The sequence below is a fragment of the Kribbella sp. VKM Ac-2566 genome (assembly GCF_004366005.1).
Classification (GTDB): Bacteria; Actinomycetota; Actinomycetes; order Propionibacteriales; family Kribbellaceae; genus Kribbella; species Kribbella pratensis.
In genome coordinates, this window is record NZ_SODT01000014.1 from 633181 (window position 1) to 647359 (window position 14179).

General features: G+C 67.3%; 12 protein-coding genes. 9 read left to right on the forward strand and 3 right to left on the reverse strand.

What is annotated here, in order from left to right:
• Positions 1-52 precede the first annotated feature (52 nt).
• From EV647_RS36955 to EV647_RS36975, 5 genes are all read left to right on the forward strand, one after another.
• On the forward strand, positions 53-1483 hold the full coding sequence (locus tag EV647_RS36955; protein ID WP_134011414.1) for an MFS transporter: 1431 nt from the start codon (positions 53-55) through the stop codon (positions 1481-1483).
• Positions 1484-1809: 326 nt separating this feature from the next.
• The gene (gene nrdR, locus EV647_RS36960; protein ID WP_130387741.1) at positions 1810-2304 is read left to right on the forward strand and encodes a transcriptional regulator NrdR; all 495 of its coding nucleotides are present in this window, start codon (positions 1810-1812) and stop codon (positions 2302-2304) included.
• 116 nt (positions 2305-2420) lie between these two features.
• Positions 2421-5321, forward strand: coding sequence for a vitamin B12-dependent ribonucleotide reductase (locus EV647_RS36965; RefSeq protein ID WP_134011416.1), 2901 nt, complete (start codon positions 2421-2423; stop codon positions 5319-5321).
• A gap of 98 nt (positions 5322-5419) precedes the next feature.
• Complete coding sequence (locus EV647_RS43255; protein WP_134011418.1) at positions 5420-7051, forward strand: helix-turn-helix transcriptional regulator; 1632 nt, start codon at positions 5420-5422, stop codon at positions 7049-7051.
• A 61-nt stretch (positions 7052-7112) separates the two neighbouring features.
• Positions 7113-8186, forward strand: a complete 1074-nt coding sequence (locus EV647_RS36975) for a methyltransferase domain-containing protein (protein ID WP_134011420.1) — start codon at positions 7113-7115, stop codon at positions 8184-8186.
• Between the two features lie 8 nt (positions 8187-8194).
• On the opposite strand, the gene EV647_RS36980 is transcribed toward EV647_RS36975, so the two are convergent.
• A complete protein-coding gene (locus tag EV647_RS36980) occupies positions 8195-9019 on the reverse strand; it encodes an aldo/keto reductase (RefSeq protein WP_134011422.1) in 825 nt (274 codons plus the stop codon).
• A gap of 200 nt (positions 9020-9219) precedes the next feature.
• Between EV647_RS36980 and EV647_RS36985 the strand changes: the two genes are divergently transcribed.
• Positions 9220-9849, forward strand: a complete 630-nt coding sequence (locus EV647_RS36985) for a hypothetical protein (RefSeq protein WP_133791506.1) — start codon at positions 9220-9222, stop codon at positions 9847-9849.
• A gap of 90 nt (positions 9850-9939) precedes the next feature.
• Complete coding sequence (locus EV647_RS36990; protein ID WP_134011423.1) at positions 9940-11181, forward strand: hypothetical protein; 1242 nt, start codon at positions 9940-9942, stop codon at positions 11179-11181.
• Between the two features lie 223 nt (positions 11182-11404).
• Here the strand turns inward: EV647_RS36990 and EV647_RS36995 are convergent, their stop codons facing one another.
• Entirely contained in the window at positions 11405-11698 is a 294-nt protein-coding gene (locus EV647_RS36995; RefSeq protein WP_238177582.1) for a hypothetical protein, read from the reverse strand.
• A gap of 138 nt (positions 11699-11836) precedes the next feature.
• On the opposite strand from EV647_RS36995, the gene EV647_RS37000 reads away from it, so the two are divergent.
• Both EV647_RS37000 and EV647_RS37005 read left to right on the forward strand, forming a co-directional pair.
• On the forward strand, positions 11837-12190 hold the full coding sequence (locus tag EV647_RS37000) for a helix-turn-helix domain-containing protein (protein WP_134011425.1): 354 nt from the start codon (positions 11837-11839) through the stop codon (positions 12188-12190).
• Positions 12191-12242: 52 nt separating this feature from the next.
• Positions 12243-12446: a KTSC domain-containing protein gene (locus tag EV647_RS37005; protein ID WP_134011427.1), complete on the forward strand. Its 204-nt coding sequence runs from the start codon at positions 12243-12245 to the stop codon at positions 12444-12446.
• Between the two features lie 301 nt (positions 12447-12747).
• Here EV647_RS37005 and EV647_RS37015 read toward each other — a convergent pair whose 3' ends face one another.
• Positions 12748-13419, reverse strand: a complete 672-nt coding sequence (locus EV647_RS37015; protein WP_134011431.1) for a class I SAM-dependent methyltransferase — start codon at positions 13417-13419, stop codon at positions 12748-12750.
• Between the last annotated feature and the right edge of the window lie 760 nt (positions 13420-14179).

Genomic DNA, 14179 nt, shown 5'->3' on the forward strand with positions numbered 1-14179 from the left:
GACTGAACCCACTGCGTCTGGGGCTATACCCCATACCGGTAAGGAGTTATATATGAGTGAGACGAAGTCGTCGCGACGGTGGTGGGCGCTCGCCGTCATCGCCGCGGCGCAGTTCATGGTGATCATGGACACCTCGATCGTCGGCGTCGCGCTGCCGAAGATTCAGGCCGAGCTCGGGTTCGGCCCGGGCAACCTGTCCTGGGTGTTCAACGCGTACGTCGTGGCGTTCGGCGGGCTGTTGCTGCTCGGCGGCCGGTTGTCGGACCTGCTCGGTGCCCGTCGCGTCTTCGCGGCCGGCTGGGGCCTCCTGCTGGTCGGATCGCTGGTGGCGGGCCTGGCGACCGGCGTCGGTTCGGAGCTCGCCGGCCGGGCCGTCCAAGGCATCGGGGCCGCGCTGATCGCACCGTCCGCCCTGACCCTGCTGATGATGTTGTTCGGCGCGAACCCGCGTGAGTTGAACAAGGCGATCGCTTTGTACGGCGCGGCGGCGCCCGCGGGCGGTACGGCGGGTGTGTTCCTCGGCGGCGTGATCACCGAGTACCTGTCGTGGCCGTGGGTGTTCTACCTGAACGTCCCGATCGCGCTGGCTGCCCTGCTTGCCACGCCTGCCCTGATGCCGCGGGCCGCGACCCGTACCGGATCGGTCGACGTTTTCGGCGCGCTGACCGTGACGGGTGGACTCGCCGCGGGCGTCTACGCCATCGTCCGCGCGCCGGAGGTCGGCTGGGCATCGGCTTCGACGGTGCTCGTCGGTGCGCTGGCCGTCGTACTGCTCGGAGTGTTCGTCGCAGTGCAGGCGAAGCGGCGGGAGCCGTTGATGCGGCTCGGGATCCTCGCGACGCCGAACCTGGCCGCCGCCAACATCGCGCAGTTCCTGCTCGGCGCGGCCTGGGTGCCGATGTGGTTCTTCCTGAACCTGTACCTGCAGCAGGTCCTCGGGCTGAGCGCGTTCCCGAGCGGCTCGGCGCTGTTGCCGATGACCACGCTGACCATGGTCGGGATGATCGTCGTCGCGCCGCGCGTGATCGCCAAGGTCGGTCCGAAGAGGACCTTGGGGGGCGGTATGGCGGTCCTCGCCGCAGGCCTGGTCGGACTGTCCCTGATCCGCCCCACCGGCTCGTTCTGGGTCGACGTACTGCCGGGCTCGCTGGTCGCGGCTGCCGGGATGTCGCTGGCGTTCATTCCCAGTCTCGGTATCGCTCTGTCGTCCGCGCGTCCTGAGGAGGGCGGTCTGGCGTCCGGCATCGTGAACACCAGCTACCAGATCGGGTCAGCCCTCGGGCTGGCGGCGATGACCGCGGTGGCTGCTGCGAACGGGGCCGACCTGCTGGACGACGTCGTGGCGTTGACCGAGGGGTACTCGGCGGCCGTCGTCGGCGCGGCGGTGATCGCGGCGGTCGGCGCCGTACTGGCGGCCGTGTCGCTGCGGACTCCGCGTGCCCCTGCCGAACCCGAACGGCAGTCCGTTTCGACCACCCGGTGATCTGTGGACAAGCTCCCCAGGGCGGCTTCGGCCGGTCCTGGGGAGTGGTCTGTGCGGGCCGTAGTTTGCGCCTCGAAAGGGTCGTCGCGGTGGCGCCACGCGGGAGTACACGGGGCCGCGTGAGTGTTGGAACCTGTGACACGCGCGGGCAATCGGGGCGTGCTTGCAAACTGTCGGAGCAGCGATCTAGGATCCCTAGATGTAGTGGTTACACGGGTGTAATTTTCCACAGGTAGTGGTTGGTTGCACACAGGTTCTACACAAGTTGTCCCCAGGCTGATCCACAACGCACCCCCTCGGGGTGGGTACGGGAGGAGTGATTCGTCGTGCACTGTCCGTATTGCCGACACGCCGACTCCCGGGTCGTCGACAGCCGGGTGGCCGAGGACGGCGGAGCGATCCGCCGCCGCCGGCAGTGCCCGGTCTGCGAGAAGCGGTTCACCACCGTCGAGCAGATGCAGCTCACGGTCGTGAAGCGCTCCGGCGCGACCGAGCCGTTCAGCCGGGAGAAGGTCATCAACGGGGTCGGAAAGGCGTGCAAGGGCCGGCCGGTGAACGCCGACCAGCTCGCGCGCCTGGGTCAGAAGGTCGAGGACGCGCTGAAGGGCAGCGGCTCGCCGGAGGTGCCCGCGCACGAGGTCGGACTGGCGATCCTCGGGCCGCTGCGGGAGCTCGACGAGGTCGCGTACCTGCGCTTCGCGAGCGTGTACCGGCAGTTCGAGTCCGCCGACGACTTCGAGACGGAGATCGCGCTGCTGCGGGCCGAGAAGGAGCCGCAGGGCACCGAGCCGGACCCGCTGAAGCCGACCCAGCAGACATAAACCGGGGGAACGGCAGTTCCAGGTAGTTCCAGGTAGTCGCAGTAGTGGCGTTACGCAGTACTCCAACGGGGCGGTCCCGACAGACCGCGGCAGTAGACACAGGGCGAGGAGCAACCATGACAGAGACGGTGACCGGCCACTCGGGGTCGACCAAGAGGTCGGCGGCCGGGTTCCGAGGGCGCAAGAACGCGCCCACGGGACTCACCATCGAGCGCGTCTTCAGCACCGAAGGCGTCCACCCGTACGACGAGGTGACGTGGGAGCGTCGCGACGTCGTACAGCAGAACTGGAAGACGGGTGAGACGGTCTTCGAGCAGCGCGGAGTCGAGTTCCCCGACTTCTGGAGCGTGAACGCGTCCACCATCGTCACCACGAAGTACTTCCGGGGCGCCATCGGCCACGACAACCGCGAGTGGAGCCTCAAGCAGCTGCTCGACCGGGTCGTGAAGACCTACCGCAAGGCCGGCGAGGAGCACGGCTACTTCACCTCGCCGAAGGACGCGGAGGTGTTCGAGCACGAGCTCACCTGGATGCTCCTGCACCAGTACTTCAGCTTCAACTCGCCCGTCTGGTTCAACGTCGGCACGTCCTCGCCGCAGCAGGTGTCGGCCTGCTTCATCCTTGCCGTGGACGACTCGATGGACTCGATCCTGAACTGGTACAAGGAAGAGGGCCTGATCTTCAAGGGCGGCTCCGGCGCCGGCCTGAACCTGTCCCGGATCCGCTCCTCGAAGGAACTGCTCCAGTCCTCCGGCGGTACGGCGTCCGGCCCGGTGAGCTTCATGCGCGGCGCGGACGCGTCGGCCGGCACCATCAAGTCCGGAGGCGCCACCCGGCGCGCGGCGAAGATGGTCGTGCTGGACGTCGACCACCCCGACATCGAGGAGTTCGTCGACACCAAGATGCGCGAGGAGGAGAAGATCCGGGTCCTGCGGGACGCGGGCTTCGACATGGACCTCGGCGGTCGCGACATCACCTCCGTGCAGTACCAGAACGCGAACAACTCGGTCCGGGTCTCGGACGAATTCATGCGGGCGGTCGAGGCGAAGGGCGAGTTCGGGCTCCGCGCGCGGCTGGACAACTCGGTGATCGAGACCGTCGACGCGCGGACGCTGTTCGACAAGATCGCGCAGGCCGCGTGGGCGTGCGCCGACCCGGGCCTGCAGTACGACGACACCATCAACGACTGGCACACGACGCCGGAGACGGGCCGGATCACCGCGTCCAACCCGTGCTCGGAGTACATGCACCTGGACAACTCGTCCTGCAACCTCGCGTCGCTGAACCTGATGAAGTTCCTCCGCGACGACGACCTGTTCGACTCGGAGAAGTTCGTCAAGGCCGTCGAGCTGATCATCACCGCGATGGACATCTCGATCTGCTTCGCGGACTTCCCGACCGAGGCGATCGGCGAGACGACCCGCGCGTACCGGCAGCTCGGCATCGGCTACGCGAACCTCGGTGCGTTGCTGATGGCAACGGGTCACGCGTACGACTCCGACGGTGGTCGCGCGCTGGCGGGCGCTATCACGTCGCTGATGACCGGTACGTCGTACAAGCGCTCCGCCGAGCTGGCCGGCATCGTCGGCGCGTACGACGGCTTCGAACGGAACAAGGACGCGCACACCCGGGTGATGCGCAAGCACGCCGCGGCCAACGACGCGATCCGGACCCTGCACGAGATCGACAAGGACGTCCAGAAGCACGCCACCGCGGCGTGGGAGGGCGTGCTGAAGATCGGCGCCAAGAACGGCTGGCGGAACGCGCAGGCCTCGGTGCTCGCGCCGACCGGCACCATCGGCTTCATGATGGACTGCGACACCACCGGTATCGAGCCGGACTTCTCGCTGGTCAAGTTCAAGAAGCTGGTCGGCGGCGGCTCGATGCAGATCGTCAACCAGACCGTCCCGCGGGCGCTGCGCCAGTACAACTACACCGAAGAGACCATCGAGGCGATCATCGAGTACATCGCCGAGAACGGTCACGTCGTCGACGCCCCGGGCCTGAAGCCGGAGCACTACGAGATCTTCGACACCGCGATGGGTGAGCGGGCCATCAAGCCGATGGGCCACGTCCGGATGATGGCGGCGGCGCAGCCGTTCCTGTCCGGCGCGATCTCGAAGACGGTGAACCTGCCGGAGACCGCGACGGTCGAGGAGATCGCCGACGTCTACTTCCAGGGCTGGAAGCTCGGCCTGAAGGCGCTCGCGGTCTACCGCGACAACTGCAAGGTCGGTCAGCCGCTGGCGGACGGGAAGTCTGCGAAGAAGGCTGCCGCGGATTCGGTCGAGCCCGCTGTCGCCGAGAAGATCATCGAGAAGGTCATCGAGTACCGGCCGACCCGGAAGCGCCTGCCGAAGTCGCGGCCGTCGCGGACCACGTCCTTCACGGTCGGTGGCGCCGAGGGGTACATGACCGCCGGCTCCTACCCGGACGACGGTCTGGGCGAGGTCTTCCTGAAGATGGGCAAGCAGGGTTCGACGCTCGCCGGGGTGATGGACGCCTTCTCGATCGCGATCTCGATCGCGCTGCAGCACGGCGTACCGCTGGAGACCTACGTCCAGAAGTTCACCAACCTGAAGTTCGAGCCGGCCGGTCTGACCGACGACCCGGACGTCCGGATGGCGCAGTCGATCATGGACTACATCTTCCGCCGCCTGGCGCTGGACTACCTGCCGTTCGACGAGCGGGCCGCGCTCGGTATCTACTCGGCGGACGAGCGGTCCCGGCAGCTCGACACCGGTTCCTACGAGCCGGCCCCGGTCGAGGTGTCCGAGGCCGAGTCCCTGAAGACGGTCGAGCCGGTCGCCGAGATCGCGGATGCTCCGGTGAAGCCGGCCGACGCGGCAGCAGCCAAGCCGCTCAAGGGCGAGGCCCACACCACGGCCGAGATGCTGGAGCTCATCACCGGCACCTCGGTGGATGCCCCGCTCTGCTTCACCTGTGGCACGAAGATGCGCCCCAGCGGTTCCTGCTACGTCTGCGAAGGCTGCGGCAGCACCTCCGGCTGCAGCTGACCTGCCGCTGACTTGCCGCTGATCATCAGCTGATAGCGCCACGGCCCCCGGGAACTTCCCACTTCCCCCGGGGGCCGCAGCGCGTCTACCGTCGAGTCGTGGAGGGGATCGACGGTCTCCTCGCAGCCGGGGAGAAGGCGCTCGGCGCCGGGGACTGGGTTGCGGCTCGGGCCGCGTTCGGTGATTCGGTCGGGATCTCGGCAACGGCACGGGGCCTGGCCGGGCTGGGGGACGCCCAGTGGTGGCTCGGCGACGTTCGTACGGCGTTCTCTTGCTGGGAGCGGGCCTACGCCGAGTTCCGGCGTACCGACCCCGGTCAGGCTGTGTTCACTGCGTTGGGCCTGAGCCTTCTCTACGACGCCAACTTCGGCGACCGCGCCGCGGCGCGAGGCTGGGCCGCGCGGGCCGTCCGGATCGCGTCGCAACTCGGCGATCCCGTCGTGAGTGCCTGGGCGTCGCTCGCCAGGGCAGGTTGTACGGACGACCCGCCACAGGTCGCTACCTGGTCCGAGGCGGCGTACGAGATCGCAGCCGAGGTCGGCGATCGCGACCTGGAGTTGTGCGCGTTGAGCCTGTGGGGAGCGGCCCTGATCAACCAAGGACAGGTGCTCGAGGGTACGGCGCTGCTCGACGAGGCGCTCGCGGGCGCGCTGGGCGGCGAGGGCACCCGGCCAGACACGGTAGTTTTCACGAGTTGCTTGCTGATGAGGTCCTGCGTACGCGGTGCCGACTTCTCGCGCGTCGTGCAATGGACCCGGTCGCTCGACGGCTTCATCGCCCGCTACGGCTGCCCGTACCTGCACGCGACGTGCAGGGCGTCGTACGGCGCTGTTCTCGCCTGCACCGGCGATTGGCCACGGGCCGAGATCGAACTGACCGCGGCTGCGGAACTGGCGCAGCACGCGCTGCCCGCCGTCCAAGCGGAGGCGGCCGCGTTCCTCGCCGACCTTCGGCTGGCACAAGGGCGGTTGGCTGAGGCCCGTCGACTCCTCACCGGGTTCGAAGACCGCACTATCGTGCAGCCGGTCTTGGCGGCCGTCTACTTGGCCGGTGGAGAGGTGGCATTGGCGACCTCGCTGATCCAGCGCCAACTCGGCCAGACCACACCGCTGGAGGAGGCTCGGTTCCGCGAGGTGCTCGGGCAGGCGTTCCTGAGCACCGGCGACACCACCGGTGCTGCTGCGGAAGCTACGCGCCTGACCGCGCTCGGTTCGGCGACAGACAGCGGGCTGATCGCGGCGCGCGGTGCACGGCTGTGCGGACAGACCCTTGCGGCCGAAGGCAGGTCGCGTGAAGCGGTGCTGCGGCTTTCCGCGGCGCAGACCTGGTTCGGCCTGCTGGAGATGCCACTCGAGGTCGCGCGGACCCGAATGATGCTGGCCGACGCCATGTCGTCCGTCGACCCGGCGCCCGCGGTTGCCGAGGCGCGGATGGCACTGGCGGTGTTCGAGGATCTCGGCGCCGCGGCGGACGCCGACGGGGCGGCCGCCTGGCTCCGAGCAGCAGGCGCGAGCGCGGCCCGTCTCGGACCTCGTGGTGCCGGATTGCTCACGAAGCGCGAACTCGACGTACTGAAGATCCTTGCGGAAGGCCTGCCGAATCCGGAGATCGCGGCCCGTCTGTACATCAGCCGACGTACCGTCGAGCACCACGTGGCGAGCATCCTGTCCAAACTCGGCGTACGGAACCGGACCGAAGCCGCCGCCTACCTCACCCGGGTCAGCGAATAGGCGAATTCACCGATGCCAGGTGCTGTCCCTCGCAGACATGCTGCTCTGGGAGGTAACCATCATGACCGAGGCATTGCTGAACACCACCCGCATCGAGACTTTCGGTGCGCGGATGGGAGACGTACTGAACGACGGGATGCTCGCGCTGCTGATGAGCATCGGACATCAGACCGGCCTCTTCGACGCGCTGGGGGAGTTGCCCCCGGCAACCAGTCACGAGGTCGCCGGCGCGACGGGACTGAACGAGCGGTACGTGCGTGAGTGGCTGGGCGCGATGACCGCCGCCCGAGTGGTCGAGTACGACGCCGGTCGGACGACGTACTGGTTGCCGCGCGAACACGCCGCGTTCCTGACGCGGTCGGCGGGACCGGACAACCTCGCGGGCGCGACCCAGTTCATCGCTCTACTGGCCGGGGTCGAGTCGCGGCTTGTCGAATGCTTCCGTCACGGTGGCGGGGTTCCGTACGCCGAGTTCACGGAGTTCCATCGATTGATGGCCGAGGACAGCGGCGCCGTCTTCGACGCCGCGTTGCTGGATTCGATCCTGCCGCTGGTGCCTGGGCTGCCCGACCGGTTGGCGGCCGGCATCGACGTCGCCGACATCGGATGCGGGAGTGGCCATGCGATCAACCTGATCGCGTCGGCGTACCCGCGCAGCCGGTGCGTCGGCTACGACTTCTCCACCGAAGCCGTCGCCGCAGGGCAGGCCGAGGCGTCCGCGCTGGGGCTCGCGAACGCGGAGTTCGTCGTCCGGGACGCCGCGACGCTGGGGGAGTTCGAGCGATTCGACCTGATCACCGCCTTCGACGCGATCCACGATCAGGCTCGCCCCGCCGACGTCCTGGCCGGCATCGCGGCAGCACTCCGGCCGGCCGGCGTCTTCCTGATGGTCGACATCGAGGCGTCGAGCAATCTCGAGGACAACGTCGACCACCCGTTCGCCACCTTCCTGTACGGCATCTCGACCATGCACTGCATGACGGTGTCGCTCTCCCTCGGCGGCGATGGCCTCGGCACCGTCTGGGGCAGGCAGAAAGCACTCGAGATGCTGGCCGACGCCGGCTTCGCGTCCACCGCCGTGACCCACATCGAGGCCGACGCGTTCAACGCGTACTACATCGCACGCAAGGGCTGAGGAGCTTGCTAGTGGCCGGCGTGGTCCGAGTCGGCCGCGGGCCGGCCGGTGCCGTCGAGGGCTGCCAGCGACGCGAGCTCGCCGTCGGTGAGGTCGAAGTCGAACACCGCCAGGTTCTGCGCAAGCCGCTCCCGATCGGCTGACTTCGGAATCGGTACGACGCCCTGCTGCGTCTCCCACCGCAAGACAACTTGTCCCGCGGATCGGCCGTGGGCCTTCGCGATCTCCTGAACCGTCGGGTGGCTCAGGAGATCCGTGCCTTTCCCCAGCGGGCTCCATGCCTCGGTCACGATGCCGTGCCGCTGGTGGAACGCACGTTCGGATGTCTTCGTCCACACCGGGCTGAGCTGGACCTGGTTCACCTCGGGCGCGACGCCGGTTTCGTCGATCAGGCGTTGGAGATGCGTGGGCTTGAAGTTCGACGTACCGATCGCGCGGACCAGGCCAGCCTCCCGGAGCGCGATGAGACCTTGCCATGCCTCGACGTACCGGTCCTGCTCGGGATTCGGCCAATGGATGAGCAGGAGGTCGAGGTACTCGACGCCGAGCTTCTCCGCGCTCGCCTCGAACGCCTGGCGTGCGCCGTCGACGCTGTGCCAGCGTTTGTTGAACTTCGACGTCACGAACACCTCGTCGCGCGGGGCATGCTTCAGCGCCCGTCCGACGCCGACCTCGTTCCGGTAGTTCTCCGCGGTGTCGATCAGTCGGTACCCGAGCTCGAGCGCCGTACTCACCGCCCGCTCAGCATCCGCGTCGTTCATCGGCGATGTCCCGAGCCCGACCCGCGGCATCGCGGTTCCGTGACTCAACGTGACCATTGGAACCTGACTCATCCGGTCTCCTCCTTCGGCGTACGCGCCCAGCCACGATAGGTCGATCACGGTCCGCACCCGCCGCCGCGGTCACCCGATTCCGCCGTACGGCGTACGGCTGGGACCGGCTGTCTCAGCGCCGGGATATCCGTACGCGAACTGTCGGATCCGTGGGTCATCATGGTGCGACGGGCGACGAAAAGCGTTGGAGGGGTGGGCTTATGAAGAATCGGCTGGTCACTCTCGTGGATCTCGGTCTGGACAGTTCGTTCGACGCGTCGATGTCGTTCGTGCAGGGGATCACCGGCAACATCAACGCCGGCTGGGACCAGCCCTTCATCGACGTGAACTTCGTCCGCACCCGCGACCACGAGACCGCGTTCTCAGCCCTCACCACCCCCTCGACCGTTCTGCACGTGATGGCACACGGTGATCACAGCGAGGAGCCGTCCTTCCTGTCCACCGACGGCGAGACCCAGGTTTCGCTGAAGTCCCTCGCCGACTGGTTCCTCGATCACCAGTGGGGTATCGCCAGCGGCGTCGTCATCGCCGACGGCTGCAAGACCGGCATCGGCAAGTGGCAACGCGCCATCCGTGACTGCATCCAGGGCGATGTCACCTACATCGGCACCAGCACCGTCATCGGCTGGTACGAGGCCACCGTCTTCTGCTCCGCCTTCTACGGCGCTCTGGTCCGCAATCGAGGCCTCGGCCGCACCCCCGCCGAACAAGGCTGGGACGCCGCCAACCGAGCCATCCGAGCCTACGAAACCCTCACCGACAAACCCTGCCCCTACAAACCAGTCCTCCTAACCCCCTCCCGCCAAGCCCTCCGCTCCCTCACCGGCTGACCCGACACGCGCGCGGCGGCTACTTTGCGTTAGGCGTGTGAGACTTTTCTGGACTCGTCGTCCGCCTGACGCCGGTGAAGGAACGCCGCCATGAAACTCCACCGGGACTCTCTCCTCACGGCCGCCGCGATTGTGCTGGTTCTGTACGTCGTTTCGCTGATTGTCGGGCTGCCGGCGTGGGCGGCTGTGGTGTTGACCCTGGTGCTGTTGTTGTTGCTGGCCGTTGTGTGGAAGCAGCCCGACGAACCCCGTCCTGTTGTCACGAGGCAGGCGCCGGCGCCTTCCGTCGTACTCCCGGATCCCGAGCCGGTCTTCTCCGGACCGCCGTCCCGGACAGTTGCCGATGTGCGGTTGCCATCGGCTTCGCCGGACTTCCAGTTCAGCTTCTCGGCCGTCGTGCAGTGGTCCACGGTGTTGTCGGGCTCGCGGCACGCGGACCTCGGCGCGGTCGCGGTCGATGCCTTGCTGGAGAGGGCGCGAGCGCTGACCGTGCGGCAGCAGGTAACCGAGGAATCCCTCAACCAGCACCGCTTGGCGGCGCTTCTCGGCGAGCCGGCGCTGGACGAGAAGGGGCAGGTCCGGAGTTGGGCGACCGAAGTACGACTGCGGCTGCCGGACGCGGATCAGAAACATCTTCAGCACCTCGCCGCCCTGCATCGGCGCGAGCAGACCACGCTGCTCGAACGCCGGATGGAGCAGGACAAACGCGCGTACCTGAAGGACGACGTCTTCGCCACGCCTGGATCGGCAGCGGTCTGGTGGATGGTCAACCACCCGGGCGAGGTCGAGACGGCGCTCGGCCTGCTCGACACTCTCGCTGAACTGTCGGCCGCGGCGAACGATCTCCCGGTACGGCGGACAACCGCCGAGGAGATCGAACGCCAACGGCCGACCCGCGCCGAACTCGCCTTCAGCACGGCAATCGAGAACCTCACCGACGCCAACCAGGACGACATTGCACCGAGCCAGAACCCCACTGCTCCGGATCAGGGCAGCAGTGCTCCGGGTCAGGGCGGCACTGTTCCGAGCCAGGACGGCACTGTTCCCGGCGAGGACAGCATCGCTCCGAGCCGGGGCGGCACTGCTCCGAGTCAGGGCGGCACTGTTCCGAGTCGGGAGGGCACTGTTCCGAGTCGGGGCGGCACTGTTCGGGGCGAGGACAGCGCCGCTCCGAGCCGGGACTGCTCGGGGAAGTCGGCTCAGCGTCCGGTGCCGAGGCACGCCGGTGCGGGCAAGGACGGCCGTCATGAGACCGGTCCCGTCCAGTCCGAACTGAACGGCTCCAGCTCCGAGCCGGGTACGACGTACCGGGAGCAGTTCTTCACCGACTAGGCCGGTGAGGCGGGCTGTCTGCAGGGTGGACCCGCCCCACCGGAGTCGAGTGCGCATCGCTAGGTCCTGTCTGGTGATCCATCGCCTACTGCGGGGCACTCGGCACGGCACCTCGCCGCACGGGTGCAAAGGCCACGATGCTCCGCATCGAGACCTCGCCCCCGCACGCCGATGCACCGCACCGAGCACCTCCTCGCTACGGCGCTGGATCACCAGACAGGACCTAGTCGTCCAGCCAGCGGATCGTGGTCGCGCCGTTGTGTCCGTGGATGCTCAGGAGCGCGTCGATCCCGTCCTGCCATACGGTCGTGGTCGGGTAGTGGCCGCCCCAGCGCAGTGCGACTGTGCCGTCGCTCCACTCGACTCCCTCCGCGACGACGCCCGTACCGCTGACACCGGAGACGTCGCGGTACCGGACCAGTTCGAAGCGGCGTGGCCCGGATTTCCTCGCGATGCGCAGATGACGCTGTCGCGTGGTGCGCAGCAGCGTCGCGGTTGTCCCGCTGATCTCGTCCATGGCCCAAGTCAACGCGCGCCCGGGCGTCCTCACCAGGAACTCAACCGGTATCCACAGCGCACAAATTCTGCCCACCGGCGTTCACCGAAACGAATATTCTCATTGCAGGGAGTAACTGACACGCAAGGGAGAGCACGGATGACTGTCATCGAGGAATGGACCGGCCGGCATGCGCACGCCCTGCGTACGGCGCTGCGGCTGACGAACGAGGCGTTCGCCGAGCAGCTCGGCATCTCGCCGCGCACGCTCACGAAGTGGCGGGAGAGACCCGAGCTCGTGCCCAGTCCCTTTCTCCAGGAGGCCCTCGACACCTACCTCAAGAAGGCGCCGCCCGAAGCCCATCTCCGGTTCGCGGCGAACCTCGGCCTGGACCAGGATCGGGGACCGATCGACAAGACCGTGCTGACGCAGCTCAACACGGCGCTCGGTGATCTGACGCGTGTCCTGGCACGCTTGCAGGCCGAGGACCCGGAGCGATCGCCCTCGCCTTGACCGCGGGAAAGGCAGACTGGGCGGCGCAGTGCGAGCGCGGAAGGAGCCGTGGATGAGGCGACGCCTGGTGAACTCGTCGAGCGTGCGATCGGTCGGATGGTCCGACGGCACGCTGGAGGTCGAGTACGTCAACGGCTACACCTACCAGTACTTCGACGTACCGCAGCCGACCTATGCGGCGCTCCTGGCCGCACCGAGCATCGGCGCGTACGTCAACAAACACATCAAGCCGTACTACGACGTTCGCGAACTCTGAGTTTCCGCACGTCACACACCGGGCACCTGTAGGCGTCCACACGGGGGTGCGCACAATCCGGGAGGTGGAAATGCGCACTCGTAGAGCGTCGACCAATGGGTCCCGCGTCGTTGCGATCGTTCTGGTGGTCTGGTTGTTCATTGGACTGGCAGCTGCCGCGCAACGGAACTACTTCTCAGGCTCCGATGCGACCTGCGCACGAGTCGGTACGATTTTGGTGACGGTCGTCGCCGGTCCGCTGAACTACATCGGCGCCAACCCGAAGATCGACTGTTCGGCACCTCAGCCGTCGCGATAACGGCTACGGCGAGGCCGGGGCTCTCCAGGACAACGTGTAGCGCCAGAACAGGCTGCGGCTGACCCGTGTCCCCGGGAGGATGCGCTTGGCCGCGACGGCGATCTCCTCGAACGATTCCGCGGCCATAGCGGTCGGTGCGGTCATGTGCGTGGGGATCGTGTGTGATCGTCGCGGGTGCTTGGCGATGCCAACGATCGGGTTCAGGATCATCGAGGCGATCGACCACGGAAGATCTGCCGGCGCCTCGCGGCTGACGCCGACCACGACGAGCCGGCCGCCCGGGCGCAGCAACTCGCGCGCCTTCTCGAGCGTGGCGACCAACGGCAGATGGTGCAGCACCGCCACGAAGGTGATCAGGTCGTAGCTGCTCGCGTGGAACTCGTCGAACGGCTGCGTCAAGATGCGGACGTTGGCGAGATCTGCTGTCGTGCGCCGAGCCTGTTCCGCGGTCGGGACATCGCGCTCGACGCCGGTGACCGCGGGAAAGACACCGGCGAGCCGGCGAACGAGGTTTCCTGTCCCGCATCCGACGTCCAGGGCCTCTGTGCCGCCGGCTGCGCGGACGCGACGTGCATGGTGGAGTACGAGCGCCGCGTAGACGTCGTTGTGGGACCAAGGGTGCGCTTCGTTGAAGCGAGCCAGGGCGGCCAGCGCTCTCTGAAAAGCACGAGACATAGAGCGACAGTATCGACGGCTCGGGGCGCGGTTCGTACCGTCAGCTGTGCGGGAATAGGTCTCGGGGGAGTGGGGTTACACATCATGCCGTCCGGAACATGACCCCGGGCCTCAACCTAAGCCGCTACGAGCGGCCACTCGCCGAGAGGCGTCTGCTGGGCGGTGCGGTACGTGACAGGTGGGAGCCGACCGGCTCCCACCTCGTCGTCTTCCTGGCCGTCTCGTACGTCGTCCCTCGGGCGTCTCACGTGGTGCGTGGGGCTCCGGCCGAAAACGACTTGTGTGGGTGCGGCATGATGGAAGTGTCGCTCGCGGAGACGCGTGCGAGTGGAGTGACCAGAGGGACCAGCACTGCTTCCCTCGACGCCGGACGACGGCGCCGAGGGCAGGTGCCGGGAGGCTCGGACGAGGGTCCGGGACCCCGATTTGCATCTGCACCGCGAATGTCAGTAATGTTCTTCTTGTTGGAGCGAGGCGCAGGACGCGAAAGCGGCCGGCCCTTCAACAAACTCCCTGAAGGTCTCGGAAGCCGAAACACGCCTCGGCGGGTTTCGGACACTGAGTCGCGCAGGGAGACTGGATCGAAAAAGGCCGATTTGACCGGCTGGAAGCGAAACAGTAAAGTTGGGCGAGTTGCCCCGGAGCTTCAAACGAAAGTCTGAAGCGCGGTGTGCGTCCGATTCTTGAGAACTCAACAGCGTGCCGAAAGTCAATGCCGAAATTGTAGTATCCCCGTTCACAGGCATTGGATGATTCTTCT

Bases quoted from the DNA above. Each gene is read 5' to 3' on its own strand.
- EV647_RS36955 (WP_134011414.1), top strand. From the start codon at position 53: ATGAGTGAGACGAAGTCGTCGCGACGGTGGTGGGCGCTCGCCGTCATC.
- EV647_RS36965 (WP_134011416.1), top strand. From the start codon at position 2,421: ATGACAGAGACGGTGACCGGCCACTCGGGGTCGACCAAGAGGTCGGCG.
- EV647_RS36975 (WP_134011420.1), top strand. From the start codon at position 7,113: ATGACCGAGGCATTGCTGAACACCACCCGCATCGAGACTTTCGGTGCG.
- EV647_RS36980 (WP_134011422.1), bottom strand. From the start codon at position 9,019: ATGAGTCAGGTTCCAATGGTCACGTTGAGTCACGGAACCGCGATGCCG.
- EV647_RS36985 (WP_133791506.1), top strand. From the start codon at position 9,220: ATGAAGAATCGGCTGGTCACTCTCGTGGATCTCGGTCTGGACAGTTCG.
- EV647_RS36990 (WP_134011423.1), top strand. From the start codon at position 9,940: ATGAAACTCCACCGGGACTCTCTCCTCACGGCCGCCGCGATTGTGCTG.
- EV647_RS36995 (WP_238177582.1), bottom strand. From the start codon at position 11,698: ATGGACGAGATCAGCGGGACAACCGCGACGCTGCTGCGCACCACGCGA.
- EV647_RS37000 (WP_134011425.1), top strand. From the start codon at position 11,837: ATGACTGTCATCGAGGAATGGACCGGCCGGCATGCGCACGCCCTGCGT.
- EV647_RS37005 (WP_134011427.1), top strand. From the start codon at position 12,243: ATGAGGCGACGCCTGGTGAACTCGTCGAGCGTGCGATCGGTCGGATGG.
- EV647_RS37015 (WP_134011431.1), bottom strand. From the start codon at position 13,419: ATGTCTCGTGCTTTTCAGAGAGCGCTGGCCGCCCTGGCTCGCTTCAAC.